Source organism: Mycobacterium sp. SMC-19 (assembly GCF_045310815.1).
Taxonomy (GTDB): domain Bacteria; phylum Actinomycetota; class Actinomycetes; order Mycobacteriales; family Mycobacteriaceae; genus Mycobacterium.
Genome location: NZ_JBJIAM010000004.1, coordinates 113,128 through 139,143, shown reverse-complemented (window position 1 = coordinate 139,143; position 26,016 = coordinate 113,128). Strand labels below are relative to the sequence as shown.

At 66.5% G+C, this 26,016-nt stretch carries 23 protein-coding genes, 1 other RNA gene and 1 pseudogene; 17 read left to right on the top strand and 8 right to left on the bottom strand.

Translation table 11 applies throughout. The features are described from left to right. Window positions 1–13: 13 nt before the first annotated feature. The 3 genes from ACJH5R_RS10755 to ACJH5R_RS10745 are packed head-to-tail and all read right to left on the bottom strand — an operon-like array spanning window position 14 to window position 2,014. Window positions 14–850 carry an SURF1 family protein gene (locus ACJH5R_RS10755; RefSeq protein ID WP_406781927.1) on the bottom strand — a complete coding sequence of 279 codons (837 nt, stop codon included), beginning with the start codon at window positions 848–850 and terminating at the stop codon, window positions 14–16. Further along, window positions 850–1,344 (bottom strand): low molecular weight protein-tyrosine-phosphatase, encoded by a 495-nt coding sequence (locus ACJH5R_RS10750; protein WP_406781926.1) that lies wholly within the window; start codon window positions 1,342–1,344, stop codon window positions 850–852. The genes ACJH5R_RS10755 and ACJH5R_RS10750 overlap by 1 nt, the downstream gene beginning before the upstream one ends. Further along, window positions 1,337–2,014: an HAD hydrolase-like protein gene (locus tag ACJH5R_RS10745; protein ID WP_406781925.1), complete on the bottom strand. Its 678-nt coding sequence runs from the start codon at window positions 2,012–2,014 to the stop codon at window positions 1,337–1,339. Before ACJH5R_RS10745 ends, ACJH5R_RS10750 begins: the two co-directional genes overlap by 8 nt. Before the next feature lie 61 nt (window positions 2,015–2,075). On the opposite strand from ACJH5R_RS10745, the gene ACJH5R_RS10740 reads away from it, so the two are divergent. From ACJH5R_RS10740 to ACJH5R_RS10730, 3 genes are read left to right on the top strand one after another with little or no spacing between them, the layout of a single operon-like run. Next, entirely contained in the window at window positions 2,076–3,209 is a 1,134-nt protein-coding gene (locus ACJH5R_RS10740; protein ID WP_406781924.1) for a Nif3-like dinuclear metal center hexameric protein, read from the top strand. After that, on the top strand, window positions 3,206–3,940 hold the full coding sequence (locus ACJH5R_RS10735; protein ID WP_406758301.1) for a zinc ribbon domain-containing protein: 735 nt from the start codon (window positions 3,206–3,208) through the stop codon (window positions 3,938–3,940). The genes ACJH5R_RS10740 and ACJH5R_RS10735 overlap by 4 nt, the downstream gene beginning before the upstream one ends. Before the next feature lie 25 nt (window positions 3,941–3,965). Further along, complete coding sequence (locus ACJH5R_RS10730; protein WP_406781923.1) at window positions 3,966–5,048, top strand: bifunctional RNase H/acid phosphatase; 1,083 nt, start codon at window positions 3,966–3,968, stop codon at window positions 5,046–5,048. 15 nt (window positions 5,049–5,063) lie between these two features. On the opposite strand, the gene ACJH5R_RS10725 is transcribed toward ACJH5R_RS10730, so the two are convergent. After that, on the bottom strand, window positions 5,064–5,639 hold the full coding sequence (locus ACJH5R_RS10725) for a helix-turn-helix domain-containing protein (RefSeq protein WP_406781922.1): 576 nt from the start codon (window positions 5,637–5,639) through the stop codon (window positions 5,064–5,066). Window positions 5,640–5,775: 136 nt separating this feature from the next. On the opposite strand from ACJH5R_RS10725, the gene ACJH5R_RS10720 reads away from it, so the two are divergent. Continuing rightward, window positions 5,776–6,735, top strand: coding sequence for an NAD(P)/FAD-dependent oxidoreductase (locus tag ACJH5R_RS10720; protein WP_406758304.1), 960 nt, complete (start codon window positions 5,776–5,778; stop codon window positions 6,733–6,735). After that, window positions 6,732–7,373, top strand: coding sequence for a class I SAM-dependent methyltransferase (locus ACJH5R_RS10715; protein WP_406758305.1), 642 nt, complete (start codon window positions 6,732–6,734; stop codon window positions 7,371–7,373). The genes ACJH5R_RS10720 and ACJH5R_RS10715 overlap by 4 nt, the downstream gene beginning before the upstream one ends. A gap of 11 nt (window positions 7,374–7,384) precedes the next feature. On the opposite strand, the gene ACJH5R_RS10710 is transcribed toward ACJH5R_RS10715, so the two are convergent. After that, on the bottom strand, window positions 7,385–8,095 hold the full coding sequence (locus ACJH5R_RS10710) for a 2OG-Fe(II) oxygenase (protein WP_406758419.1): 711 nt from the start codon (window positions 8,093–8,095) through the stop codon (window positions 7,385–7,387). Window positions 8,096–8,481: 386 nt separating this feature from the next. Here ACJH5R_RS10710 and ACJH5R_RS10705 point away from each other — a divergent pair, with 386 nt between their 5' ends. The 12 genes and pseudogenes from ACJH5R_RS10705 (at window position 8,482) to rnpB (ending at window position 19,392) form a co-directional block, all read left to right on the top strand. After that, a complete protein-coding gene (locus ACJH5R_RS10705; protein ID WP_406781921.1) occupies window positions 8,482–9,246 on the top strand; it encodes an MlaE family ABC transporter permease in 765 nt (254 codons plus the stop codon). Continuing rightward, window positions 9,243–10,046 (top strand): ABC transporter permease, encoded by an 804-nt coding sequence (locus ACJH5R_RS10700; protein ID WP_406758307.1) that lies wholly within the window; start codon window positions 9,243–9,245, stop codon window positions 10,044–10,046. The genes ACJH5R_RS10705 and ACJH5R_RS10700 overlap by 4 nt, the downstream gene beginning before the upstream one ends. 24 nt (window positions 10,047–10,070) lie before the next feature. Continuing rightward, window positions 10,071–11,348: an MCE family protein gene (locus ACJH5R_RS10695; protein ID WP_406758308.1), complete on the top strand. Its 1,278-nt coding sequence runs from the start codon at window positions 10,071–10,073 to the stop codon at window positions 11,346–11,348. Then, window positions 11,345–12,373 carry an MCE family protein gene (locus ACJH5R_RS10690; RefSeq protein ID WP_406781920.1) on the top strand — a complete coding sequence of 343 codons (1,029 nt, stop codon included), beginning with the start codon at window positions 11,345–11,347 and terminating at the stop codon, window positions 12,371–12,373. Before ACJH5R_RS10695 ends, ACJH5R_RS10690 begins: the two co-directional genes overlap by 4 nt. Then, window positions 12,370–13,638: an MCE family protein gene (locus tag ACJH5R_RS10685; RefSeq protein WP_406758310.1), complete on the top strand. Its 1,269-nt coding sequence runs from the start codon at window positions 12,370–12,372 to the stop codon at window positions 13,636–13,638. The genes ACJH5R_RS10690 and ACJH5R_RS10685 overlap by 4 nt, the downstream gene beginning before the upstream one ends. A gap of 1 nt (window position 13,639) precedes the next feature. Then, a complete protein-coding gene (locus ACJH5R_RS10680) occupies window positions 13,640–14,947 on the top strand; it encodes an MCE family protein (RefSeq protein ID WP_406758311.1) in 1,308 nt (435 codons plus the stop codon). Beyond that, window positions 14,944–16,062 carry a virulence factor Mce family protein gene (locus tag ACJH5R_RS10675; RefSeq protein WP_406758312.1) on the top strand — a complete coding sequence of 373 codons (1,119 nt, stop codon included), beginning with the start codon at window positions 14,944–14,946 and terminating at the stop codon, window positions 16,060–16,062. The genes ACJH5R_RS10680 and ACJH5R_RS10675 overlap by 4 nt, the downstream gene beginning before the upstream one ends. 1 nt (window position 16,063) lies before the next feature. Further along, window positions 16,064–17,500: an MCE family protein gene (locus tag ACJH5R_RS10670; RefSeq protein WP_406781919.1), complete on the top strand. Its 1,437-nt coding sequence runs from the start codon at window positions 16,064–16,066 to the stop codon at window positions 17,498–17,500. Beyond that, a complete protein-coding gene (locus ACJH5R_RS10665; protein ID WP_406781918.1) occupies window positions 17,467–17,973 on the top strand; it encodes a tetratricopeptide repeat protein in 507 nt (168 codons plus the stop codon). Before ACJH5R_RS10670 ends, ACJH5R_RS10665 begins: the two co-directional genes overlap by 34 nt. A gap of 65 nt (window positions 17,974–18,038) precedes the next feature. After that, on the top strand, window positions 18,039–18,479 hold the full coding sequence (locus tag ACJH5R_RS10660; RefSeq protein WP_406781917.1) for a hypothetical protein: 441 nt from the start codon (window positions 18,039–18,041) through the stop codon (window positions 18,477–18,479). Between the two features lie 53 nt (window positions 18,480–18,532). Further along, window positions 18,533–18,961, top strand: a pseudogene (locus ACJH5R_RS10655) (CAP domain-containing protein); the annotation flags it as partial. 42 nt (window positions 18,962–19,003) lie between these two features. Continuing rightward, window positions 19,004–19,392, top strand: an RNA gene (gene rnpB / locus ACJH5R_RS10650) — RNase P RNA component class A. A gap of 307 nt (window positions 19,393–19,699) precedes the next feature. Here the strand turns inward: rnpB and ACJH5R_RS10645 are convergent. The 3 genes from ACJH5R_RS10645 to panB all read right to left on the bottom strand — a co-directional run bounded on the left by ACJH5R_RS10645 (window position 19,700) and on the right by panB (window position 25,858). After that, a complete protein-coding gene (locus ACJH5R_RS10645; RefSeq protein WP_406781916.1) occupies window positions 19,700–22,717 on the bottom strand; it encodes a DEAD/DEAH box helicase in 3,018 nt (1,005 codons plus the stop codon). Between the two features lie 855 nt (window positions 22,718–23,572). Beyond that, window positions 23,573–24,976, bottom strand: coding sequence for a CHAD domain-containing protein (locus tag ACJH5R_RS10640; RefSeq protein ID WP_406781915.1), 1,404 nt, complete (start codon window positions 24,974–24,976; stop codon window positions 23,573–23,575). Window positions 24,977–25,018: 42 nt separating this feature from the next. Next, window positions 25,019–25,858, bottom strand: a complete 840-nt coding sequence (panB, locus tag ACJH5R_RS10635; protein WP_406781914.1) for a 3-methyl-2-oxobutanoate hydroxymethyltransferase — start codon at window positions 25,856–25,858, stop codon at window positions 25,019–25,021. Between the last annotated feature and the right edge of the window lie 158 nt (window positions 25,859–26,016).

The following is a 26,016-nucleotide window of genomic DNA, read 5'->3' as shown; positions in this document are numbered from 1 at the left end:
CGCTGCCGATGGGCTACCGGCGCCGGCCGTATCGGTCGGCCAGCTTCTGCTCGACGGTCATCGGCGGCGCCGCTTCGTCATCACCGGCCTGAGCCTGCGTCGCGGAGCGCTCCGCCCGCCGTGCCCGCAGCTCGGCGAACGCGAAGTACCCCAGACCTATTGGGGCCAGGATCCCGAACGCGATCCACTGAATCCCATAGGACAGGAACGGTCCGGCATCCCGGCGAGGCAGCGCGATCACACCCAAGCCGCCGGGCTGGTCGTCGACGAGCTGCAGGTAGGACCCGGCCAGCGGGGTTTCAGTGACCGCGGCCACCTGCTCGGTGTTGATCGAGTACACCTGACGAAAACCGTTCTCGGTGAACGGGTTCTTGCCGGGAATGGCGCCCTGGGAGTCACGCAGTCGCGCGGTGATGGTGACCTCGGAATCCGGTGGCGGCGCAATCTCCGGTAGCCGCGAGCCGCCGTCGTCGGTGCGCACGAAGCCGCGATTCACCAGCACGGTCGGCCCGCCTTTGACCGCGAACGGGGCCAACATCTCCACCGCGGGCACTCCGTCGATCGACCGCAACCTCACCAGCACCTGTTTTTCGGCCAGGTAGTGCCCGGTGGCGGTCACCGGCCGCCACTGCTCGTCCGGTGCAGCCGAATCCTGATGCGGCAGCAGCGTGGTCACCGGCACCGGTTCGGCGGTCAGGGCGTGCTCGAGTTGGCTGTTCGCGCGAGAGGTGGTGGTGTTCTTGCCCAGTTGCCACGGCGCCAGCACGGTGAAACACAGGTAGGCGAAGCCCAGCACCACCGCCGCCAGAGCCAGCCAGCTCGGGCGCAGCAGGAAGGCCACGCGTCGCATCAGCCGCTCTCGCCCAACGCCAGCTGCCCGTCGACCCAGGCGTGCAGGCCCGGCAGCGCGGCCGCGATGACGGTGAACGCCTGCACGAAGTCGTCATGGCCGCCGTAGTAAGGGTCGTCGACGTCCGGCACGGCCGCACCCGAACGTGGATCGAAGGACCGCAGCATCCGGATCCGTTCGGCCGGAATGCCCAGCCCCTGCAGCAGCCCCACATGGTTGCGTCCCAGCGCCACCACCAGGTCCGCGGCCTCGTGCTCGGGCCCGACCTGGGTGGCGCTGTGCTCCACCGGGTAGCCGTTGTCGCGCAGCACCCGGTTGGTGCGTTCGTCGGCGCCCTTGCCGACGTGCCAGTCCGCGGTTCCGGCACTGGTCACCCGCACGGCGCCGCCCAGCCCGCGCTGCGCGAGCTGGTGGGCGAACATCTTCTCGGCCATCGGCGAGCGGCAGATGTTGCCGGTGCAGACGAACGTGACATGCAGCATCGGGTCAGACACCGAGTACCTCCCGTAGTTCGGTGACGGTCTGCACGCGGGCGACAGGACCGTCGGGGATTTCAGCGTCGGCGGCGTCCTCGTAGTCGGACTGGCCGTAGCCCCAGCCGACCAGCACCGTGTCGATGCCGTGCGCGGCCGCACCGTCCACGTCGTGACGCCGGTCGCCCACCATCAACACCCGCGCCGGCAGCGGCGCCAGCTGACCCAGGGCGTGGGCCACCACCTCGGACTTCGCGGCCCGGGTGCCGTCGACGCTGGCTCCGGCAACCACCTCGAAATATCCGTCGAGCCCGAAATGGGCGAGGATCTTGCGGGCCGTCGGCTCGACTTTGGAGGTGGCCACGGCCAACCGGACCCCGGCGGCCCGCAGGTCGTTCAGCAGTGCCGCGACGCCGTCGAACATGGTGTTCATCTGCCATCCGCGGGAGGTGTAGTCGGCGCGGTAGGCGGCGACCGCCGCCTCGGTCTGCTCGCCGAGGCCCATCGCGGCCAGCGTGTGGTGCATGGGCGGGCCGACCAGCCGCGCGGCCAGATCACCGTCGGGAATCGGCGCGCCGATGTGGTCCAACGCGTGCCGGAAGCTGGCGACGATCCCGGCCGCGGAGTCGGTCAAAGTGCCGTCGAGGTCGAAGATCACCAATTCGGCGGCGGCGGTGCTCGTGCGCGTCACGGTCCCATTGTCCCCGACGTGCGCGGAGAGCTTGCCGGGTGGCGCACTACTGTCTTGCAGTGTGACCGCGCGGCTGGCTGACGTCATCGACGTACTGGATGCGGCCTACCCGCCCGGGCTGGCCCATTCCTGGGACTCGGTCGGGCTGGTCTGCGGTGACCCCGACGACGTGGTGAGCTCGGTGACGATCGCGGTCGACGCCACCGCGGCGGTGGTCGACGAGGTGCCCGACGGCGGCCTGCTGTTGGCCCACCACCCGCTGTTGCTGCGCGGGGTGGACACCGTAGCGGCCAGCACCCCCAAGGGTTCGCTGGTGCACCGTCTGATCCGGACCGGTCGCGCCCTGTTCACCGCCCACACCAATGCCGACGCGGCCTCGCCCGGGGTCTCCGACGCGCTCGCGGCAGCACTCGGGCTGACCGTGGAGTCCGTGCTGGAGCCGGCCGGCCCACGCGCCGACACCGACAAATGGGTGATCTACACCCCGGCGGAGCACGCCGAGGCGGTCCGGGCCGCGGTGTTCGCGGCCGGCGCGGGCCACATCGGCGCCTACGCGCAGTGCAGTTGGAGTGTGCCGGGCACCGGCCAGTTCCTGCCCGGTGACGGTGCGACGCCGGCGATCGGCCAGGTGGGCCAGGTGGAGCGCGTTGCCGAGGACCGCGTCGAAGTGGTGGCGCCGGCGCGGGCGCGCGGGGCGATTCACGCGGCGCTGCTGTCCGCCCACCCCTACGAGGAACCGGCCTTCGACATTTTCGCGTTGCAGCCGCTGCCCGCCGGGGTGGGGATCGGCCGGGTCGGCAGCCTGGCGACCCCGGAACCGTTGAGCGCGTTCGTCGCCCGCGTCGCTGCGGGCCTGCCAGCCACCTCGTGGGGTGTGCGCGCCTCTGGGGACCCCGACCTGCCGGTCTCGCGAGTGGCGGTCTGCGGCGGCGCGGGCGATTCCCTGCTGGATGCGGCGGCCGCCGCCGACGCCCAGGTCTACGTCACCGCGGACCTGCGGCACCATCCGGCTGACGAGCATTCCCGGCGGTCCGCGATGGCGCTGGTCGACGTGGCCCACTGGGCCAGTGAATTCCCCTGGTGCGCGCAGGCCGCCGACGTACTTCGCTCGCATTTCGGTGCGGCGCTGCCGGTGCGTGTCAGCACGCTGCGCACCGACCCCTGGAACCTCGCGCACGAAGGAGACCGGTCATGAAGGCTGCTGTAGCTCAACAACGTTCGCTGCTGGAATTGTTGGAGCTGGATGCCGAGCTGGCCCGGATCACGCACCGTGCCGGGCACCTTCCCGAGCAGCAGGACCGCGAGCGCATCCAGGCCGAGCACACCGCGGCAGCCGACCGGCTGGCCGCGCTGGAGTTGGCCTTGGAGGACTTGGACGCCCAGGCCGGCCGCTTCGAGTCGGAGATCGACGCGGTGCGCCAGCGTGAGGACCGCGACCGCGCCCTGCTGGACTCGGGGCAGGCCGTCGCCAAACAGGTCGTCGATCTGCAGCACGAGCTGGAGACGCTGCAGAAGCGTCAATCCAGCCTCGAGGACTCGCTGCTGGAGTTGATGGAGCAGCGTGAGCAACTGCAGACCCAGGCCAGCGCCGAAGCGAGCGTGCTGGAGGGCCTGGCTGCTGATTTGGGCCGAGTGCAGGAGGCGATCGACACCGCCTTAGAGGAGATCGAGACCACCCGCGGCCAGCGTTCGGGCAGCCGTGAACGACTGGCCGCCGAGATCGACGCCGAGCTGTTGGCGCTCTATGAGCGGCAGCGGGCCTCGGCGGGAGTCGGCGCGGGCCTGTTGCGCGGGGGACAGTGCGGCGCCTGCCGGATCGAAATCGACCGCGGCCAGCTTGCGAAGATCTCGGCAGCGGAGCCCGAAGAGGTCCTGCGGTGCCCCGAATGCAACACGATCCTGCTGCGGGTCAAGAACTTCGGTTAGTGCTCTGGCCGGTGAAGGTGGGGGGATGAAGGTCGTCGTTGAAGCCGACGGTGGGTCACGCGGAAACCCGGGCCCGGCCGGCTACGGGGCGGTGGTGTGGTCCGCCGACCGCACCTCGGTGCTCGCCGAGGCCAAGGAGGCCATCGGTGTTGCCACCAACAACGTCGCCGAATACCGGGGCCTGGTCGCGGGATTGACCGAGGCGGCCCGGTTGGGTGCCGCCGAGGTAGCGGTGTTCATGGACTCCAAGCTGGTGGTCGAGCAGATGGCCGGCCGGTGGAAGGTCAAACATCCGGACCTGATCACGCTGCACCGGCAGGCTCGCGAGCTGGCGTCGAGGTTCGACCATGTCCGCTACTCCTGGATTCCGCGGGAGAAGAATTCCCACGCCGACCGGCTCGCCAACGAGGCGATGGACGCCGCTGCCGGGATCGAGACGCCGGCGGAGAAGCCGGCTGCGCCTGCGCCCACGGCTCCCGGCTGGACCGGCGCGACCGGAACGGCGACCCGCCTGTTGTTGCTGCGGCACGGGCAGACCGAACTGTCGGTGCACCGGCGCTACTCCGGTCGCGGCAATCCGCCGCTGACCGACACCGGCCGCCAGCAGGCCGATGCGGCGGCGCGCTACCTGGCCCAGCACGGCGGTATCGCCGCGGTCGTCAGCTCACCGCTGCAGCGCTGCCGCGACACCGCCGCGGCGGCCGCGAGACTGCTGCGGCTGGACGTGACCGTCGATGAGGATCTGACCGAGACCGATTTCGGGGCCTGGGAGGGGCTGACCTTCGCCGAGGCCGCCGAGCGCGATCCCGACCTGCACCGCCGCTGGCTCAAAGACACGTCCACGCAGCCCCCCGACGGGGAGAGCTTCGATGCCGTGCAGCAGCGGGTGCTGGCCGCTCGCGACCGAATCGTCGCCGACCACGCCGGCACCACCGTGCTGGTGGTGTCGCACGTGACGCCGATCAAGACGGTGCTGCGGCTGGCGCTGGACGCCGGTCCCGCCATCTTGTACCGGCTGCACCTGGACCTGGCGTCGCTGAGCATCGCCGAGTTCTACGGCGACGGGCCCGCGTCGGTGCGCCTGGTGAACCAGACGGCCTACCTGTAGCCGCCGGCCGGCGGGTCAGTCGTGCAGGTGCACGCGTTCGCCGTGGGTTCCGAAGATCACGATCGCCTCGGCCGGACCATCGACCGCGCCGAACCAATGCGGTGTCCAAGTGGAGAACTCGACGGCCTCACCGGGCCCGATCAGGAAGTCGTCGTCGCCCAGCACCAACCGGAGCCGGCCGGACAACACGTACATCCACTCGTGGCCCTCGTGCACCGGCAACTCGGCGGGACGGCGACGGCGCATACCGACGCGGATCTTGAAAGCATGCAGACCCCCGGCCGGGCCGTGCCGGGTCAGCGGCCAGTAGGTGATGCCGTTGTGGCTGTGCGAGGTGCCCCGCACCCGTGGGTCATGATGCTGCGGGGCGCGCAGCAACTCGTCGGTGCTGACCGACAGCGCCTCGGCCAGCCGGGGCAGATGATCCAGCGCCAGGCGCCGCTTGCCCGATTCCAGCCTGCTCAATGTCGAGACATCGATGCGGGCGCGCGTCGCCACGTCCTCCAAGGTCAGCCCCTGCTGGGTGCGCAGCTCACGCAGTCGACGCCGCACCCGTAGGTCGACGCCACCGTCATCCGTGCTTGCCTGCATAGCAATCCAGGTTGCCAGAATCTTCGGCGGCACGGAAAGCACGAGTGCGTCTTTTCCGAAGGAGGGTTAGTGGGCTCCCTTTGCCTGGATGGCAAACGAGCGTGCTGTATTGCGATGCGGCCTGCATGCTCGATGCATGAGCGAAATCTGGGATTGCATCGTGGTGGGCGGCGGCGCGGCCGGACTCAGCGCCGGTCTGGTGTTGGGCCGTGCCCGGCGTAACACCCTGCTGGTCGACGCGGGCCAGCAGAGCAACCGCAGCGCACACGGAATCGGCGGCCTGCTGGGCCACGACGGCCGCCCGCCGGCCGAGCTCTACAGGCTAGGCCGCGACGAACTCGCCTCGTACGGTGTGCAGATCCGCTCCGGTGAAGTGGCAGAAATCGAAAGCGTCGACGGCGGGTTCGTGGTGCGGCTTCTTGGCGGTCGCGAAGAACGAACACGCCGCGTGCTGCTGGCCACCGGAATGACCTACCTGCCACCGGATCTCCCCGGCGTGGCGCAGCTGTGGGGCCGTTCGGTGTTCCACTGCCCGTTCTGTCACGGCTGGGAGGTGCGGGATCTGCCGTTGGCGGTGCTGGCTGACGGCGCCCGGGCGGTGCACATGGCGCTGCTGCTGCGGTGCTGGAGTGACGACATCGTGGTGCTCACCAACGGTCCGACCGAGCTGGGCGCCGACGACTGCAGCCGACTGGCCCAAGCCGGCGTCGAAATCGACGAACGGCCGGTGGCTGCGCTGGACGCGCACGACGGCGAGCTGGCGGCGGTGGTGTTCGCCGACGGTGAGCGGTTCCCCAGGCGCGGCTTACTGGTCGCGACCACTCTGCGCCAACGTGACCAGCTGGCCGAGCGCCTCGGTGTGGCTGTCGCGGAACCTGGTCCCGTGGCCCAAGACCCCGTCGGTGTCGATCCGTTGTGCCGCACCTCGATTCCCGGGGTATTCGCCGCCGGGGATTTGACGGCGGAGATGCCACAGGTGGCTACCGCGATCGCGGCGGGCTCCCGCGCCGCGGCGGCGGTGGTGCAGAGCCTGGCCGCCGACGACTACGGATTGCCGCTGCCGCCAGTCATGAATGAAAGGAACACAGACCGATGACCGACGCACTGCGCGACCCACGCGAATTCTGGGACGAGTTCTACAGTGGCGACGGACGGGTGTGGAGCGGAAAGGTCAACGTTCAACTCGCCGAGATCACCGCCGACCTGGCCCCTGGGCGGGCGCTCGATCTGGGCTGCGGTGAAGGCGCCGACGCGATCTGGCTGGCCGAAGACGGCTGGCAGGTGGTTGCGGTCGATGTCTCGGCCAACGCGCTGCAACGGGCCTGCGCCGCGGCTCAAGAGCGCCAGGTGATCTCGCGTATCCGCTTCGAGCGCCACGATCTGTCCACCAGCTTCCCGGCCGGCCGATTCGACCTGGTGTCGGCGCAGTTCCTGCACTCGCCGGTGCCACTGGACCGCGAAGCGGCGCTACGTCGGGCCGCCGACGCCGTGGCGGTGGGCGGACGGCTGCTGATCGTCGACCATGCCGCCGCGCCGCCGTGGGCAGGCGAGCACGTCCACGAGCATCACTTCGCCACGGCCGAAGAGGTACTGGCCGGGCTGGACCTCGATGAGCAGCAGTGGGAGCTGCTGCGGCTCGGGACGGCCGAGCGCGACGCCGTCGGGCCCGACGGCCAAAACGGAGTGCTGACCGACAACGTGATCATGCTGCGGCGTAAGGCGACCGTGCGCTAAAGCGGTGTCTTTCAAGCGGCGTCGTGGAAGATCAGCCCCAGCGTGAAGCGCTCACCCGAGCGGATCGGTGAGACGCCGTGGCGCACCGGCGCCGTCGACCAGCCGCGGGTGGAGCGCACCGGGCGATCGCGGGTGGTGAACACATAACCGTGGCCGTGCGGCAGTTGCACGGCCACGCCCCGAGACTGCGCACGCGGGCGCTGCTCGACGAGCAGGAACTCGCCCCCGGTGTAGTCGACGGCGGGGTCGCTGAGGTTGATCACTACCTGTAGCGGAAACACCAACTCGCCGTAGAGGTCCCGGTGCAGCGCATTCCAGTCGCCGGGGCCGTAGTGCAACATCAGGGCGGTCGGTTTGGTCTGGCCGGCACGGTGGCACTGGTGTAGCCATGCGTCGAAGTCGTCGGGCCAGGGCGTGTCGCGGCCCAGTCGGGTAGCCCAGTCCCGGGCGATCGGCAGCAGACGCGGATACAGCGCCCGCTTGAGCGCATCGATGGGATCGGGTGCCGGCGCCGCGAAATACCGGTACTGCCCGGACCCGTAGCGGTGGCGTTGCATGTCGACGGTGGCGCGGAAGCGCTCGTCGTCGGCGTAGCAACGCCGCAACCGCGCGGCCTCGGTGACCGTCAACAGCCGGGGCAGCAGCGCGCCGCCGCACTCGTCGAGCTCGGCGGCCACGGCATCCCAGTCGCCGGCGCCCACCCGCCGTTCCCAGCGCGTCATCGTCGTCGCCATGGCTGGGGGTCCTTCCGATCGGGTGCTATCGAGTCGGGTGCTATCGAGTGTGCGCCACGGCCCGCAAACCGCGCTGCGGGACGCGATGAGTGTCGTCGTTCGGGTCGGTTCGATTAAATCGCCGTGCGCCAAATCGCCGGCGCCTGGCAACCAGCAGCTTCCGTGAACAGCGCGGTAGTAGGCCATTTGGGGTCGTTGACAGCTAATTCCTGCACTTCTACTGTTCGGCCCACTACAGGAGGGGAGTGGCAATGCGCGGGAGATCAGCAGTGACATGCGCATCTGGTGGGGCAGTGGCGGAGTCGTCGTCGACTGGACGGCTCGTACGCGCGCGAACGGGCTGACGCGTTGGCGCACACCACAGGCAGGCAGCGATGAGCGGGCTCTCCTGGTCCAAGCCCGCGATCGCGGTCGGCGATTTCGTCGTGCTTGCCGGTGAGACGTTCGCGGCGATGGCGCGACCACCGTGGGCTTGGCGCGAACTGATCAACCAGATCTGGTTCGTGGCACGGGTGTCGATCGTCCCGACAATCATGCTGTCGATTCCCTACACCGTGCTCATCGTCTTCACCCTCAACATCGTGCTGCTGGAGATCGGCGCCTCTGATCTGTCCGGTGCCGGCGCGGCGCTGGCAGCCGTCACCCAGGTCGGCCCGGTGGTCACCGCCATCGTCGTCTCGGGCGCGGGCGCCACCGCCATGTGCGCAGATCTGGGTGCCCGCACGATTCGCGAGGAGATCGACGCCATGAAAGTGATCGGCGTCAACCCCGTCGAGGCACTCGTGGTTCCCCGCGTCATCGCGGCGACATTCGTTGCGGTGATGCTCTATTCGGTGGTCGCGGTGGTGGGCCTGACCGGAAGCTACGCGTTCGTGGTGTTCGTGCAGCACGTCACGCCGGGCGCTTTCGTCGCCGGGATGACCCTGTTGACCGGACTGCCGCAGGTGGTGGTTTCGCTGATCAAGGCGCTGCTGTTCGGCCTGTCTGCCGGACTGATCGCCTGCTACAAGGGGTTGTCGGTGGGCGGTGGCCCAACGGCGGTGGGCAACGCGGTCAACGAGACCGTCGTCTTCGCGTTCATGGCGCTGTTTCTGATCAACATCCTGGCCACCGCTTTCGGTGTGAAGGTCGCGCCGTGACGGCCGCCGACACTGCCCGGCGGGTGGGCGAACAGACCGCCTTCTACGGCGCCGCATTGGCCGCCATCGGGGATGCGATCCGCCGCTACCCCGGCGAGGTGCTGCGGTTGATCGCGGTGATGGGAATGGGGGCCGGCGCGCTGGCCGTCATCGGCGGCACCGTGGTGATCGTCGGCTTCCTCACTTTGTCCACCGGGGCCCTGATCGCGGTGCAGGGCTACAACACCTTGTCCAACGTCGGAATTGAAGCACTGACCGGCTTCCTGGGCGCCTTCCTCAACGTGCGGTTCATCGCCCCGGCCACCGCCGGGGTGGCGCTGGCCGCGACCATCGGTGCCGGTGCGACCGCGCAGATCGGTTCGATGCGGATCAACGAAGAGATCGACGCGCTGGAAGCAATGGGCATTCGGTCGATCACCTACCTTGCCGCCACCCGGATCGTGGCCGGTGTTCTGGTGGTGATCCCGCTCTACACCGTCGCCGTGTTGATGGCGTTCTTGGCGACTCGCTTCGGCACCACCGTGATCTACGGACAGTCACGGGGCGTCTACGACCACTACTTCTCCACCTTCTTGGAACCCACCGATCTGCTGTGGTCGTTTCTGGCCGCGCTGTCGATGGCCACCGCGGTCATGGTGGTGCACACCTATTACGGCTTCACCGCCAGCGGTGGCCCGGCCGGGGTTGGCGAGGCCGTCGGCCGCGCCGTGCGAACCTCGGTCACCGCGACGGTGTTTGTGCTGCTGACCATCACGCTGTCTGTGTACGGACAGTCCGGCAACTTCCACTTGTCGGGGTGAGGCGGGGTGAGGCGGGGTGAGTCGATGAGCATCAGCACCCACAACAGATCCCGCCGCGGCGGGATCGACCCGATCTGGTGGTCGCCCGTCCTGGTGGTGGTGATCGTGGCCTTGTGCGCCATGACCGCCCTGCTGTTCTCCGGAGCGTTCCGGGGCTATGTCCCGCTCACGCTGGTCTCCGATCGAGCCGGCTTGGTGATGGAGGACGGGGCGAAGGTGAAACTTCGCGGTATTCAGATCGGCGAGGTGAGATCCATTGGCAGCCAGCCGGGGAACGATCACTCCCGACTGTCCACCCTGAATCTGAAGATGTACCCGCGGCCCTTCGGCTTCCTGCCGAGCAACATCGAAGCCGAGATCAAGTCCAGTACAGCGTTCGGCGCCAAGTACGTCGATCTGGTCATTCCGACCGGCGGACCCAGTGGCCAACGGCTCAAGGCCGGCGCGGTGCTGCGTTCACGCAACGTGACGGTGGAAGTCAACACCATGTTCGAGAATCTGCAGGCGGTGGTGCACGCCATCGACCCCGCCAAGCTCAATTCGGTGCTCTCGGCGGTGGCCGAATCGGTGCGGGGCAGGGGAGACGTCATCGGGCGGGCCATCACCGGCGCCAACACGATGCTGACGGCGGTGAACCCACGCATGCCGACCGTGCAGCGCGACTGGCAACTGTTCGGCCAGACCACTCAGGCATATTCCGTTGCCGCGCAGAACATCCTGGAAATCCTGGACTCCGCGTCCACCACCAGCACCACCCTGTCCGGCCAGGCCGGCGAACTCGACGCGCTGCTGCTCGCCGCGGTCGGGTTCTCCGCGACCGGGATCGACACCATCGGTGCCAACCAGCCCGGATTGGTTCAGGCGCTCAACTTGATGGCGCCGACCACCGATCTGCTCGAGGAGTACTCGCCGACCTACACCTGCCTGTTCCAAGGGGCGCAATGGTTCCTGGAGAACGGCGGACGAGACGCCATGGGCGGCAACGGTAGATCGGTCATCATGGACGCCGCGATGCTCGCCGGCGACGACCCGTATCGCTACCCCGACAACTTGCCTTTGGTCAACGCCCGGGGCGGACCCGGCGGCAGGCCCAGCTGCGGCTCGCTGCCCGACGTGAGCAAGAACTTCCCGGTGAAGTATCTGGTGACCGACACCGGATTCGGCACCGGCCTGGACGTTCGGCCCAACCCGGGCATCGGTTTTCCCGGCTTCGCCAACTACTTCCCGGTCACCAAGCCGGAGCCCGAACCGCCAAGAATCCGCTATCCCGGACCGCCCGCGCCCGGGCCGGAGTCGCCATGAGAGGCAATATCGGCAAGACCCTGACCTGGGTCGTGTTGTTCACGGTGACGTGCCTGGTGTTCATCTTCATCCTGGTCACGGTCTTCGGGCAGTTCCGATTCGACTCCCGGGTGGGCTATCGGGCCGAGTTCACCAACGTGTCGGGACTCAAGGGCGGCAACTTCGTTCGCATCGCCGGTGTCGAGATCGGCAAGGTCACCAACATGGCGCTGCGTCCCGACGGCACCGTCACGGTCGACTTCTTGATCGACCGAGGGCTGACGCTCACCGAGGGCACCCGGGCCGCGGTGCACTACGAGAACCTCATCGGCGACCGCTACCTGTCGTTGGAGCAAGGCGCGGGGTCGGTACGCACCCTTCAACCGGGCCAGACCATTCCGTTGACGCGGACCGAACCCGCACTCGACGTGGATGCCCTCATCGGCGGCTTTCGGCCCCTGTTCCGCGCATTGGACCCCGACCAGGTGAACGCGCTCAGCGGCGAGCTGCTCAAGGTGTTTCAGGGCCAGGGCGGCACCATCGCCTCGGTGTTGGCGCAGACCTCGGCATTGACCACGACACTGGCCGGCCGCGACGAGCTGATCGGCCAGGTGATCACCAACCTCAACACCGTGCTGGGCACCTTCAGCACCCGCGACCGCGAGTTCGGCCACGGGCTGGACTCGCTGACCCAGATGGTCCAGGGCTTGGCGGATCGCCGCACCGACATCACCAAGGGCGTGGCCTACATCAACGCCGCCGCCGGCTCGGTTGCCGACCTACTGACCGTGGCCCGCGAACCCATTCGTGATGTGGTGACGCAAACCGATCGGGCCGCCGGTCAGGTGATGGCCGACCGCGACTATGTCGACGATCTGGTCAAGACACTGCCCGACGCCTACCAGGTTCTGGCGCGCAACGGGCTCTACGGCGACTATTTCGGCTTCTACATGTGTGACCTGGTGATCAAGGTGAATGGCAAAGGCGGCCAACCGCTCTACTCCAAGATCATGAACCAGACGACCGGACGGTGCGCCCCGAAATGACCAGACCGAAACTGCCGCGGATCACCATCAAGCCGCTGGCCGAGCGCAACCGGCCAGCGGTCGGCGTCACCGGCATACTCCTGCTGATCGCCTTGGTGGTGGCGGTGTTCAGCTATGACAGGCTGCCGCTGGTCAAGGGCACCTCCGACTACGCCGCCTACTTCACCGAGGCCGGCGGCATCAAATCCAACAGTGACGTGCGGGTGTCGGGACTCGACGTCGGCCGGGTTGCCGGTCTGCGGCTGGAGGGCAACCGGGTCCGGGTGACGTTCACGGTCCGCAAGGGAGTCGTGCTCGGCGACCGCACCGAGGCCGCGATCAAGACCGAAACCGTGCTGGGCAACAAGTTCCTGGAACTGACCCCGCGCGGCGACGGCCATCTCACCGGTCCGATACCGGTCGAACGCACGACCTCGCCCTACGACCTGCCGGATGCCCTGGGAGATCTGACCGCCGTCATCAGCGGCCTGGACACCACGCAGTTGTCCTCGGCGCTGACCACCTTGGCCGAGACCTTCAAAGACACCCCACCGGACCTCAAGATGGCACTGCAAGGAGTGGCTCGTTTCTCCGACACCCTCGACAAACGCGACGCCACGCTGCGCCAACTGCTGGCCGACGCCAACAACGTCACCGGCGTGCTGGCCCGGCGCAGCGAACAGATCGCCGGCCTGGTCGCCAACAGCAACGCCCTGCTGAGCGAGCTGTTGTCGCAACGCAATTCCGTCGACGCATTGATGACCAACCTGACCGCGGTGTCGCGACAGGTGTCGGCCGTGGTCGACGACAACCGCCAGCAGCTCAAGCCCGCGGTGGACAAGCTCAACGGCGTCCTGGCGATCCTCGACAACCGCCGAGCCGACCTGCAGCGCACGCTCTACCTGTTTCGCCGCTACGCCATGTCGTTCGGCGAGGTGCTGGGATCCGGGCCGTTCTTCAAAGCCTCAGTGGTGAACCTGATCCCGGGCCAACTGGCGCAGCCGGCCATCGAAGCCGCCTTCTCCGATCTGGGTCTGGACCCCAATGTGCTGCTGCCCTCGCAGCTGAACGACCCGGCCGTCGGCCAGCCCGGCACCCCGCCACTGCCGATGCCGTTTCCGCGCACCGGACAGGGCGGCGAACCCAATCTGACCTTGCCGGACGCCATCACCGGCAAACCCGGAGACCCGCGCTATCCCTACCGAGAACCGCTGCCGGCGCCGCCACCGGGCGGACCACCCCCAGGCCCGCCCGCGCTCGGTCCGGCGGCAGACGGGGGCAACTGACATGGGCACCCACTCCGTGGCCGGTGTAACCCTGCCGGCCAGCCGCGCGCGACTCCTGCGGCTGGCGACCGCGGCCGTATTGGTGTCAAGCCTTGTCATCGCAGTGTTGCTGGTGGCCGGACCGCCCTGGGCGCAGCTGCGCAAGCACGTTTACACCGCCTACTTCACCAACACCAACGGGCTCTACACCGGCGACGAGATCCGCATCTTGGGGGTTGCCGTCGGCACCGTCGATCGCATCGAACCCTTCCCGGACACCGCCAAGGTGACCTTCTCCGTCGGCCGCCAATACCAGGTCCCCGTCGATGTGCGGGCGGCGATCCTGTCGCCGTCGTTGGTGAGCGCCAGGGCGATCCAGCTTGTCCCGGCCTACACCGGTGGTCCCGAACTGGCCGACGGTGCCAGCATTCCGCAGGACCGCACGGCGGTTCCGGTCGAATGGGACGACTTCCGGCAGCAGCTGGAGAAGCTCACCGATTCCCTGCAGCCGTCTGACACCGCCGGCCGCAGCGCCGTCGGTGCATTCGTCAACACCGCGGCGGCCAACCTGCGGGGTCAGGGCGACACCGCACGCGAGACGGTGATCAAACTGTCGCAGGCGATGTCGGCGCTGGGCGATCACAGCACCGACATCTTCAGCACGGTCCGCAACATGCAACTGCTGGTCTCGGCGCTGACCTCCAGCAGCGACCTGCTGGCGGCGTTCAACGTCAACCTCGCCGATATCACCACCTTGCTGAACAATTCGCCCCGCGAATTCGCCGACGCGATGACGAGCCTCGACGGCGTGGTCAACGACCTACGCGGATTCATCGGCGAGAACCGGGAGGGCTTCGGCGTCACCGTCGATCACCTGACGGCGATCACCACCGCACTCAACGAAAGCCGTGGCGACCTCAAACAGGTGCTGCACATCGCCCCCTCGGTGTTCCAGAATTTTGTGAACATCTACCAGCCGGCCCAAAGTGCGATCACCGGGGTGATGGCGCTCGGGAACTTCGCCACCACCGTCCAATTCATCTGCGGCGGAATCGAAGCTCTGGCGCGGGCGAACTCACTGCAGGCATCGAAGTTGTGCGTGCAATATCTGGCGCCGATCATCAAGAACCGCCAGTACAACTTCCTGCCGATCGGCGGCAACCCGTTCGTGGGCACGGCGGCGCGACCGAACGAGATCACCTACAGCGAAGACCGGCTCCGGCCGGGCGCCGCCCAACAGCCGGCCGAGCCGCCCCGCCAACCCCTCGACCCCGAGCTGGGCCTGCCCGGCCTGCTGCTGCCGTCGTCGCCACCGGAGGGCACCCCGTGAGGCGGCTAGTGGTCATCGCGCTGAGCATCACCGTCGCCTTCGGGGCCAGCGGCTGCCGGTGGCGGGGCCTGAACTCGCTGAGCCTGCCGGGCACCGGACGCGGCGACGGCAGCTACACGATCTCGGCCCAGTTACCCGATGTCGTGGTCATTCAGCAGAACTCACGGGTGCGGGTCGCCGACGTCAACGTGGGCAATGTGACCAAGATCGAGGTCCAGGACTGGCACGCGCTGGTGACCATGCGCATCGACAACAGTGTGCACCTGCCGGCGAACAGCACCGCCAAAGTCGGACAGACCAGCCTGCTCGGTTCGATGCATATTGAGTTGGCGCCACCGACCGACGAGCCGCCGCGCGGCGAACTGCAAGACGGCGCGGTCATCCCGCTGTCGAAGGCCGCCACCTATCCGACCACCGAGCAGTCCCTGGCGTCGGTTTCGCTGCTGCTCAACGGTGGCGGATTGGCACAGCTGCAGGAGATCAACCAGAGCTTTGCTCGCGCGCTGGCGGGACGTGAGAGCGACATGCGCAGCCTGCTCACGCAATTGGACACCTTCATCGCCGCACTCAACGATCAGACCGATGACATCATCTCGGCCACCGAGAAGCTGAACGGTCTGGTCGGCCAATTCGCCCGGCAGAACCGCACCGTCGACAAGGCGCTGACCACGATCCCGCAGGCATTGGCGATGCTGGCGCAGCAGCGCACCAAGATCGCCGACGCCGTCGACGCGCTCGGAAAGTTCAGTGCCATCGCGGTCTCCACCGTCGACCAGAGCCGGGAGGCCCTGGTGGCCAACCTGCGCAACATCGCCCCGGTGTTGCGCTCGCTGGCCGACGCCGGTCCGGCGCTGACGCAGGGCCTGGACTTCTTGTCCACCTACCCCTGGGTCAAGAGCAACATCCCCAATTGGTTTCGCGGCGACTTCGCCAATATCAGTCTGGTCGTTGATCTGACGTTGAGCCGGATCGACAGCGGCCTGTTCACCGGAACACGGTGGGAAGGCGACCTCACCGAGTTGGAAATGCAGTGGGGGAGAACCGTCGGTCAGATGCCCAGCCCATACACCGCCGGTAACCCGCTGATCGCCCCCTACCACTTCGGGGGGTACTGAGGTGTTTCGGCTGTCCCGCACCGTCTGGACCCAGCTGGCGATCCTGGCGACGGTCACCCTCGTCGCCGGCGGGGTGATGGCGTTCGGTTTCGTTAAGGTCCCGGCGCTTTTCGGGATCGGCCGCTACACGGTGACCGTCGAACTGCCGGCGTCCGGCGGGCTGTACCCGACATCGGTGGTGACCTACCGCGGCACCGAGATCGGCAGGGTCAGCGCCATCGACGTCGACGCCGACGGGGTGCGTGCGGTGCTGAAGCTGAACTCCGCGATCAAGGTGCCCGCGCAGGTGACGGCCGCGGTGCACAGCCGCTCGGCGATCGGTGAGCAGTTCCTCGAACTCACCCCGACCTCCAGGGCCGCCGATCAGCGGATGCTGCGTGCCGGTGATGTGATCACGGCGGATAAGGTGCGCATTCCCGCCGATATCGCCAACCTGCTCGACGCCACCAACCGTGCCCTGCTGGCGATCCCGCACGACGATCTGCGCACCGTGATCGACGAGGCGGACAAAGCGGTGGGCGGTCTGGGTGCCGAACTGTCCCGCATTGTCGCCGGATCGACCTCGCTGGCCATCGAAGGCGGCGAGGCCTCGCAACCCTTCGCGCAGTTGATCGATCAGACCCCACCGGTGCTGAATTCCCAAGTAGTCACCGCGGATTCGATCGCGACGTGGGCGCAGCGGCTGGCCTCGATCACCGGCCAGCTCAACGCCGAGGACCGGGCGTTCGCGGGCCTGCTCAACGTCGGCGCCCCGGCGCTCGATGAGGCCAATGCGCTGCTGGGCCGGGTGGCCCCGGCGCTGCCGGTGTTGCTGGCCAACATGGTCAGCCTCGGTCAGATCGCGGTGACCTTCCACCAGGGCATCGAGCAGCTGCTGGTGCTGTTTCCGCAGGGCACCGCGGTGATGTCGGCGATCACGCTGGCCGACTCGGGCCTCAACACGCCCTATCGCGGCATCTACCTGGACTTCAACCTCAATATGAATTACCCGCCGCCGTGCAACACCGGATTCCTGCCGGCCCGCCAACAGCGGGCGCCCAGCTCGGTCGACTACCCGGATCGGCCCGCCGGCGAGCTGTACTGCCGCGTTCCACAGGACTCGGACCTCAATGTGCGTGGGGCACGCAACATTCCCTGCGAGAACGATCCCGCCAAACGTGCGCCCACGGTCGAGATGTGCGAGAGCGACGAGTCGTACATCCCGCTCAACGACGGCTACAACTGGAAGGGCGATCCCAACGCCACCTTGTCCGGTCAGGCGGTGCCGCAGGATCCGCCGCATGCCCCTGCGCCCGCGCCGCCGGTCGCCTTCATTCCCTACGACCCGCAGACCGGGAGCTACGTCGGCCCAGACGGCAAGCGCCAAACCCGGGCCGACCTGGCCCCCCAGCGGAAGGATCAGACATGGCAGACGATGTTGTTGCCCCCGAGCGAATAGACCGCCGAGCGGCGGCAGGCGCGATCGTGGCCGTGGCTGCGCTGGCCGGTGCGGTCGGCTGGCTCGGCTACCGCGACCACCAGATCCAACAGGCGCAGCAGCAGCGCGAGAGCTACGTCCAGGTGGCGCGTCAAGCGGCGATCAACCTGACGACGATCAGTTATGCGCAGGCCGACTCCGATGTGCAGCGCATCATCGATTCGACGACCGGGGCGTTCCGCGACGACTTCAGTCAGCGATCCCGGCCCTTCGTCGACGTCGTCAAACAGGCGCATTCGGAGTCGGAAGGCACCGTCACCGAGGCCGGCCTGGAATCGGTGGACGGCGACCGGGCCGATGTCCTGCTGGCGGTCTCAGTGCGCACCACGATCGCCGGGACCGTCCAACCCGAACCGCGGCACTGGCGGATGCGAATCAGCCTGCAACACACCGGTGATGGCCCCAAAGTGTCCAACATCGCGTTCGTCCAGTGAACAGGGCGTTCAGCGTGTCGAGAACGACTGTGCGGCGCTGGGCGCTGGTAGTTCTGCTGCCGGGTATGGTCCTAACGCTTGCGATTGCGGCCGGTTACTTGAGATGGCAGGACGTCTCGGCGCGCGTCGCGCGGGAAACAGCCGCGCAGTCGGTACAGACCGCCACCGATGCCACCATCGCTATGCTGTCGTACCGCCCGGACACCGTCGAGTCCGCGTCGGCGGCCGCCGCCGACGGGATGACCGGCGCATTCCGCGACGAGTACACCCAACTGATCGAGGAAGTGGTGGCGCCCGGCGCCAAACAGCAGCACATTTCGACCGTGGTGACGGTGCCCGCGGCGTCCTCGGTGACCGCGAGCGCGCGCCATGCGGTGGTCCTGCTCTTCGTCGACCAGGCGACCACGATCGGCAACGGGCCGCCGACCACGACCGCATCGAGTGTGCGGGTCAGTTTGGACAAGGTCGGTGGCCGGTGGCTGGTCTCGCAGTTCGACCCGGTGTAGGGGCTAGGTGGCAGATGGGAATTGGCGTGCGCCGGGCGGCGGTGTTGGCGATCATGATTGGTGGGGCGGGGACGCTGCCCGTTGCCGCTGCCGACAACTCGCGCCTCAACGACAGTGTCGTGACCAACGTCTACACGATTCACCACCAGGCCGGCTGCGCTGAGAAGGTGATGGTCGACCCCCGGCTGGTGCTTGCCGCCGAATGGCATGCCAAAGACGTTCTCGGACACCGGGATCTGGACGGCAACCTCGGCTCCGACGGGTCCACCCCGCAGACCCGCGGGCAGGCCGCCGGCTTTCCCGGGACGGTCGCCGAAACCGTGGCGATCAACCCGGCGGTGGCGATCAGCGGCATCGAGATCCTCAACCGGTGGTATTACAACCCCGCGGATTTCGCGATCATGTCCGACTGCGCCAACACCGCGATCGGCGTGTGGTCGGAGAACAGTCCAGACCGATCCGTGGTGGTCGCCGTTTACGGTGCGGCATTGCCGGGCACCGCGTAGTACGGTGATCAGCGCGGACGAGTTGGCCGGGCGGCCGCGGCACGCGTAAAAGCGGGTCGAGGAAAGTCCGGACTTCACAGAGCAGGGTGATTGCTAACAGCAATCCGAGGTGACTCGCGGGACAGTGCCACAGAAAACAGACCGCCACCGCAAGGTGGTAAGGGTGAAACGGTGCGGTAAGAGCGCACCAGCGTTCCGGGTGACCGGGACGGCTTGGTAAACCCCACCCGAAGCAAGGCCAAGAAGGCCGCATTTCGGTGCGGTCGCGCAGGTGTTTGAGGGCTGCTCGCCCGAATCTGCGGGTAGGCCGCTTGAGGTACCCGGCGACGGTGTGCCCAGATGGATGGTCGCCGCCGCATCGCGTAAGCGGTGCGGAACAGAATCCGGCTTACAGGCCAACTCGTCCGCCCACCGCTATTTACCTGGCAATATACGGCCGATAGGCCCTGGCGCTACGCAGAGGCTACGCACAGCGGCGTACGATCCGGGCCCTGAAACGGACCCGGTCATACGCGCAACGTCTCAACAGTCTCCGAACATGTGAATATGCGACCGACGTTTTGAGGCAACTTCTGCGACAGATCGGCCTGGGCGTTATTGGGGCCCTGTCGCTGGCGGTGAGGGTGTCTCAGTTCTTTAGTTCTGCAACAGGAGGGAACTTGTCAACAGACCTGTCAAAGTGCTGCGCGAATGCGCCGGGCCTCCTACTAAGGCCTACTGAGTCAGTCTTCTGGTCTGAATGAGCTGAAGAATCTGTTGAGCGATGTCGTCACCCACCAGAGCGCTCAGGGCATCGCCTGCGCCTTCAAGCGCTTGGAAGGATGTTAGGCCGCGACCGGCGAGCGCTAGATATTGAGCTCGCGTTAGCCCTGCTCCAAGTTGGAGTGCAACTTCCCCCATTTGTGGAGGTAGGCCGATCTCCAAGCGCAGACCGAGATGCGAAAGGGTTGCCTCGTCGGGAAGTTGGTGGCCACGTACACGGCAAATCGTGATGACTGCATCGATCACATCGCGAGTACGCGCAGCGACGTTGCGTACTGGGCCAGCGGCAGCACGATTTGGCAAGTGCTGCATCAGAATCGACTCTATACTTGTCATAGGCAGATCGCTCATGAACAGCAACGCCGCAGCCGTCTTCTTTGCACGACTCAATGGGTCTCCACCCCCAACGTGGAACCCTCGCATCAATGAGCCGTTCACTCCCATGGAGGTGACGCTCTGCGGCCAGCGGAACTGCTCTTGCCGCGACTTCCGTGCCACGGGAAAGTAGAAATCGAGTTCAACGGTTGCCTGTGCTAACGCGACAAGGTCTGCCTCGGTGAGGGCCGTATCAACGGGAAGAAACCTGAGCAGGGACGACACTCGGGTGACGGAACGTACCTCGAGGCCGGATTCGCCAGCATAACGGCCAAGTTCGGTGACAGTGATTTGACCGTCTGGCTCAACATCTAAAAGTTCGGCATTCGAAAGTGCTGCAACGTCCTCGTCAAGTCTTTGCCGACTCCACCCATCGCCGCCTGCGTCGACGCGTTGCCAAATGGCGAAACTATTTTCGAGGATTGCAATGAGCTCTTCGAGTGGTGCTGTGCCGCCAAGGGCTACCAGACTCCGAAGCACTAGGGTCTGAGGATCAGTGGTCGCGCTCAGGAAGTGCGAGACGATTGGCTCGGGCTGGCCCAATACGTAGCGTTGCCATGCTTGTGAGGGCGCTGGATCGCCAGTCGCCACGACGTATGACTCTCCGCCTTCGGCATGCCCGACTCGTCCTGCCCGTCCAACCATGTTCTTGTACTCAGAAACCGAATACGGCGTCGGTCCCGGGTGTGTAAGGCCTGCAATAACAACAGCCTCGGCGGGTGTGTTGACTCCCATCGCAAGGGTTGTCGTCGCGACGATGGCCCTTAGATCTGAGTCTCTTTCGCGGAACCGGGTCTCCAGCGCAAGCCTCTCAGTTGCGTCTAAATCGGCATTATGAAACCCGACGCCACCAGTCAACGCGGCGCGCAATGCGCTAGAGGTGGTAGACGGGTCGCCGCCCTCCGGGAGGAGTGATGACACCGACGATGCAGGCGGGAGCCCGAGGCTTTGCGATAGATACAGCGCCGTCCCTACGGTGTCGTTCTTGAAGGCGCGGAAGACGATGACTTTCTTGCCTTCACTAACGAGACGGCTGACAAGGGGGATGATGATGTGCTTGTTTCCTTGTCCTCCCACTCCCAGCGCCGGTCGGATGAAGGGCTCGACTGAATCGCTACCGTCAGGGTGGTGGTGACGCGCTCGTCCTGATTCATCGATAATGCTTTCGCGCAGTGGAGCCGGACGTTCAGTAGCGATGAGTAGGCCCGCGTCCAACCAGCGTTCAAGTCCATTTGTATCGCCGATAACTGCAGAGAGCGCGACGATCTGAGGTGCGCTACCTCGACCGTGGCCCGACCTAAGCAGCGCTAATAGAAACTCGATATTGGGTCCGCGCGATGGATCCGCGATCATCTGCGCCTCGTCAACAACGACGAGAGAGATGCCCCTCATGATCCATGGTGACGCGGTCATGATGTTCAGGAATTTCTCGTAGGTCAAGAGCGCCAGATCGTACTGACCGTTATAGATCGATTCCACCTGATCTGCGTGTTCGCCGGTCGCTCGCACGACGGTTAGGTGATCGCCGTACAAGTCGGTGAAGTAGTTGTACTTGTCGTTGACCAGCGCCCTCATTGGCAGCAGCATCACTGCTCGTGATCCTGCCTCAGCTTCGCGTATAGCTGCCAACTCGCCGATCATGGTCTTGCCAGACGAAGTCGGAGCAACGACCACCAACGAATTGCCGTCCAGCACGCCGTAGTCATTGATGGCTCTTAGCTGTAGGTCGTTAAGTGCTGGCATTCGCGATGCCCAACGATCAATCACAGCCTGGCTGTATCCGAATGGCTCTAACGACTTCCAATCTTTGGATGCTGGCAGGCGGACGCGATGTGGGAAGGCAGCGGCATAGGTTGCCCCCGGAACAAGCCTTGGGAGGGCGGGTGCTCCTTCGATCGAGCCGTAGATGGTAGGCGTTTGTACACTTCCCAGCGATCGAGCCGAGTCGGTCACGCGCGTTGTTACGTAGTCGAGCAGTGCCAGCAGGGGAATGAGATCTTTGGCGCTGTAATCGCCGAATCCTTGAAGCGCCTCGATGAGGTGGTGTGAGAACAGGCCATGGCCGAACGCCGCTGATTCGAGAGCGGGCTCGGCATTTCCGGAGGCAGTCAGAACCACGCGACCAGCGCCCCGAACCAGGCGCTCAACACTCTGCCGGTCCTCCATCGTTGCTCGGGTGGTTGTGGGAGCAAAGACGCGAGCGCCCCCAAAGCCGCCGGAGAAGCAACAGTCGAGTATCACGATTAATTGGCGGCTGGGGATCGCATCGAGCAGAGATGCGAGCGTCGACAGAGCGATGCAAGTCCCTGCAAGAGCATTTACATCGACATCAATTGGAACCAGCCGATGATCGTCCGTGCCGTGTCCGGAGAACGAGATGACCACAAGGTCGTCTTCACTTGCATTGGCCAGTGATTGAACCGCTCCGATGATGTTGCCGGCAGTAGCCTCATCATCGAGAAGGAAGTTGACGTCGGCGGTAGCACTGTTGTCTGCGAATAGGCTCCCGAGCGCAACTGCGTCCGCACGTGCGCAGGACAGTCGCGTGACAGGTGGCCGATATCTGTCAATACCGACAAAGAGTCCCCGCAACATAAGATCGTGATCTTAGCTACTGAGGCCCGCTTCGGTGATGAAGAAATGCCGCGACACGGTCAAGGGTGACACCTGCATCAACAGCCCGTCGAATCGTGGTCCTTCAGAGTGTCGACGCCGGAGTAAGGCGATGTGGCGAGAGTGGCGAACGCCACCCGGCATTACTTAGGCGGGATGTGTGTGCGTCTTCGCTATACGCCCACCATGAGCGACGCCACGCTACAACTGATCACCTGGCCGTCGAAAGTGACGCTGCCGTGGTAGCCGGTCTCATCGGTCTCGAAGGCAAACAGCTCGGGCGTTAGGGTTCCGCCCCCGACTTCAGCGAGAGCCTCCCGAAGTCTCTGCGCAGCTCCTTCGGCGCTAGCGTGGACGAAATAGCCTGTAAGGGAGGGGTTCCCAGGCTCTTCTTCGGCTGGCTCCGTAGTGACCATTACAAGCCAAACTTCTTCACCGGCAATCGTCATACCTGCCCCCGTTCGGGTTAGCCTCACGCCCGATCGGCTCGTCCCGCAACAGGCGCACATATCCCCAATGTCTAAGAGCCGAGAGTATAAGCCGTGTACGTCGCATGCGCGGCGATAGCGGTGTCGGCATCCCGTAAATGAGGTGGATCAGGGGAGCGCTACCGAGTCTGGAGCGCATTGTCTGTACCTGCGCCGAGTGCGCGCGGGGGCTCCCGCTACGCACGGCACCACTCTGCGCCCACTGGTGGCAGCTTGAGGAAAGCAGAAAAACTGGCTCTCACCTGTATGTATCGCCTGCTGGCCACCATGGGCCACCAACGACACCAAGTCGCGGCGACCTGCGGGAATGCTGACAGTCAATTTCCGGCTTACAGGCCAACTCGTCCGCCTACATCGCCCGTTCAAGCTTGCGCAACGCGGGCCGCAACGCCGCCCGGCTCCGCGCGGCGAGGTCGGCCTCCCGGGCATACAGCAGCCCATAGGTGAAGGTGTCCTCGCCGGCGGCCGCCGCGGCATCGGCCTGGTGAAGCAGATGCGCCCGGCTGACCACGCTGTCCTGGTGGTCGCCGAGCACCGTCTGAATCGTCTTCGCCCGCTTGGCGATCTTCTTCTTGTTCGCCGCGGCGGCGGCGTAGCGCAGCCGCTTGGCGGCCTTGCGGATCCGGTGCAGCGCCACATCGCGATCGGCGGCCTTCTTGGCCGCCTTCACCGCCTTGCGCAGTCGCCGGTAGGCGATGTCCACCGTGGCGTACCGCTCGGCGGCCGGCGCGCTGATCAGCTCGTCGAGGCCGTCGAGTAGCCGGAAGTACCGGGGGGAGCGCATCGCGGCCAGGCTGCGCCGTCGCCCCGTCTCATAGCGGCGCAGCGAACCGCCGACCAGCCGTTCGCCCACCGGCCCGCGGACCAGCTCCGGCGTCAGCTCGTCGAGCGCCTGCTGATAGCGCTGGGCCAACACCTCGGCGTCCCGGGCGACACCGAGCACCGCACCCAATTCCTGCAGTTCGCCGAGAAGCGGGGCGTGGGCGGTCTCCTCGCCCTGCAACAGGCTGCGGATCCGGCGGATTGTCACCCGCATCTGATGGACCGCGTCGTCGGCGTCGGCGCGGACCGCGCGATCCCAGACCAGCAGTTGGTCGATCTGCTCGGCCAGAGCACGATGCAGGCGATCGGTCGGATGCGCGGGCGCCGCCGGCGTACCGAGCACCCGGGCCAGTTTGGATCCGTAGCCGGCCGGCCCGGCGCCGGTGTCGAGTAGCCGGTTGCTCAGCCGATCCAGCAGCTCGAGGTCCCCGCAGCCCAGTTCCAGTTCCCATTCCCGCCAGTGCTGTTCGGCGTCATCGTCGGCCGACGCGGTGACCTGGTCGTCGCAGAACTCGGCCAGCACCTCGCCGTGATGGTCGCGCAGCACCACCGCACCGCGTGCGGTACGGATTTGTGCGACGGGTGCCAGCGGCCGATCCCTGACGATCGCCCTCACCACGTCGAGCAGTTCGTCCGGAATCTCCGGGCCCAGCGGGGCGCGCACCTCGGTGCGAGTGTCGGGCCCGGCAGGAAGTTTCAGGTGCCAGCCGGCGTCGGGACCGCCGGTGCGCCGGCGCAACGTGATCCGTCGCGCGGCCAGGTCGTGCCCGGGTGTATCGAAGTAGACGGCCGCAAGATCCTGTGCCGGCAACTGCTCAACGCGGGCGACCCCGGCGATGCCGTCGAAGGACGGCGAGATCGCCTCTGCGTCAACGTCGAACTTGCGTTCCACCTCGCGAAACCGAGAGGTGCTCGGGTCGGTTGCAGACACGGCATCCAGCCTGTCACATCCGGACCGCCCGGACATGGCGTTCTAGAAGCAGTGCTCCTCGGCCGGGAAAGTGCCCGCTGCCACCTCGGTGGCGTACTGCTCTGCGGCACGGCGCAACTCGCCGCCCACGTCGCCGAAGCGCTTGACGAAGCGGGCGGTCTTGCCGGTGGTCATCCCGGCCATGTCCTGCCACACCAGAACCTGGGCGTCGCAGTTGGGCCCGGCGCCGATCCCGACGGTGGGAATGGTGAGCTTTCCGGTGATCTGGGTGGCCAGCTCGGCGGGCACCATCTCCATCACCACCGCGAACGCACCCGCCTCTGCCACCGCGATCGCGTCGTGAACGGTCTGCTCGGCAGCGTCACCGCGTCCCTGCACCCGGTAGCCGCCCAGGGTGTTGACGCTCTGCGGGGTGAACCCGATGTGCGCCATCACCGGGATGCCGGCGGCGGTCAACGTGGCGATCTGGTCGGCCACTCGCTCGCCGCCCTCCAGCTTGACCGCGTGCGCGCCACCCTCCTTCATGAACCGGGTGGCGGTGGCCAGCGCAGCCGCCGGCCCGCCTTCATAGGAGCCGAACGGCAGATCGGCGACCACCAGCGCATGCGGGGCGCCGCGCACCACCGCGCGGACCAGCGGGAGCAGCTCATCGACGGTGATGGCAACGGTGGTGTCGTAGCCGTAGACCACATTGGCCGCCGAGTCGCCGACCAGCAGCACCGGGATGCCGGCGTCGTCGAAAATGCGGGCTGACGAGTAGTCGTAAACCGTCAGCATTCCCCATTTGCGACCCTCGGCCTTCATCTGCTGCAGATGGTGCACGCGGGTTTGGGGAGCAATACGGGCAGGGCTGGGTGCAGCGCCATAAACGTGCTCAGACATCGTTGTCCCTCGAATTGGTCGGGTCGATCCTCGAAGCCCGTCACTCGGGTCCCCGGGTCGTCTGACATGCCCAGTGTGCCACCTGCCGCAGCGCAGCTGAACCTCCATGTGCAGTGGATTTCCTCACACCGCCACGCGCGCTGCGCAGCAGGTGGCCG